The 1,705-nt window shown below is 43.5% G+C and carries 1 pseudogene; it reads left to right on the top strand.

The annotated features are described in order from the left end of the window. Window positions 1–818 precede the first annotated feature (818 nt). A pseudogene (locus ACRBBL_RS22755) lies at window positions 819–1,705 on the top strand (gliding motility-associated C-terminal domain-containing protein); the annotation flags it as partial.

Here is a 1,705-nt window from a genome sequence, read left to right as displayed (position 1 = left end):
ATGAAAACCCTAGCGGAGTTGACCCAAGTGCAGACCCTGATAATGATGGTGTGCCAAACTACTTAGATGACGCTCCAGCGGATCCACTAATTGGAGATGCAAACGGAGCTATAGAACCTGGCTTTGACGCAGACAATGATGGCATTCCAAATCACTTCGATTTAGACAGTGATAACGATGGAATCACAGATGTAGTTGAAACAGGAAACGGAGATTTAGACACAGACAACGATGGGGATGTAGATGCAAATGATGCGGTCTTCGCGGATGGAAACATGGATGGTCAAGCTGATAACACAGCAGGGACAATTCCAGCAAACACAGATACAAATGTCAATGATGGTCCAGACTATCTAGACATTGATGCCGATGATGATGGTATTCCCGACAATGTAGAAGGACAATCTACAGGCAGTTACACAGCTCCAAGCGGAATCGACAACAACAACAACGGAATCGATGATGCGTATGAAGGCTCAGGCTTCATTGACACGCCAGAAAACACAGATACCGACACCACACCAGATTACTTAGATACTGATAGTGATAATGATGGCGTAGATGATATTGTAGAAGCAGGACAAGGAACCTTTACAGGAACAGACTTAGATGGCGATGGATTAGATGATGGTTTTGATACCAGTGATGACACAGGAGTAGAACCAGATGTCAACGATAACTTAGATGCAGGCGCATCAGGGACAGACAACAATGACGATCCAAGTACAGCTGAAGTAGACTTTAGAGAAACGATGGACAATGACGGCGATGGTATCTCGGATGTTGATGATGTTGATGATGACAATGACGGAATCGNNCAAACGGAGCTATAGAACCTGGTTTTGATGCAGACAATGATGGCATTCCAAATCACTTCGATCTTGATAGTGACAATGATGGAATTACAGATGTTGTTGAAACAGGTAATGGTGATTTGGACACAGACAATGATGGCGATGTAGATGCAAATGATGCGGTCTTTGCCGATGGAAACATGGACGGTCAAGCTGATAACACAGCAGGGACAATCCCAGCAAACACAGATACAAATGTCAATGATGGACCAGACTATCTAGACATTGATGCCGATGATGATGGTATTCCCGACAATGTAGAAGGACAATCCACAGGCAGTTACACAGCTCCAAGCGGAATCGACAACAACAACAACGGAATCGATGATGCGTATGAAGGCTCAGGCTTCATTGACACGCCAGAAAACACAGATACTGACACCACACCAGATTACTTAGATACTGATAGTGATAATGATGGTGTAGATGATATTGTAGAGGCAGGACAAGGAACTTTCACAGGAACAGACTTAGATGGTGATGGATTAGATGATGGATTTGATACCAGTGATGACACAGGAGTAGAACCAGATGTAAACGACAACTTAGATGCAGGCGCATCAGGCACAGACAACAATGACGATCCAAGTACAGCTGAAGTAGACTTTAGAGAAAATTATGATCCATGCGCATCAGGGGCTGTAGTAGATTTAACAAATCCACTATATATAGCAGCAGATTGTGATGGAGATGGAGTTACTAATGGAGAAGAAGTAGATCCAGACAATGATGGAACCGCAGGACCAAACGGAACAAATCCAAATGATCCTTGTGACTATGATGCGACAGCACAAAATTTTACAACGGTAACAATTGCTTGGTTAGCAATAGACTGTGATGGAGATGGAGTA

The sequence above is a fragment of the Kordia sp. genome (assembly GCF_050633145.1).
GTDB lineage: Bacteria > Bacteroidota > Bacteroidia > Flavobacteriales > Flavobacteriaceae > Kordia.
This window is presented reverse-complemented; position numbering and strand designations above follow the sequence as displayed.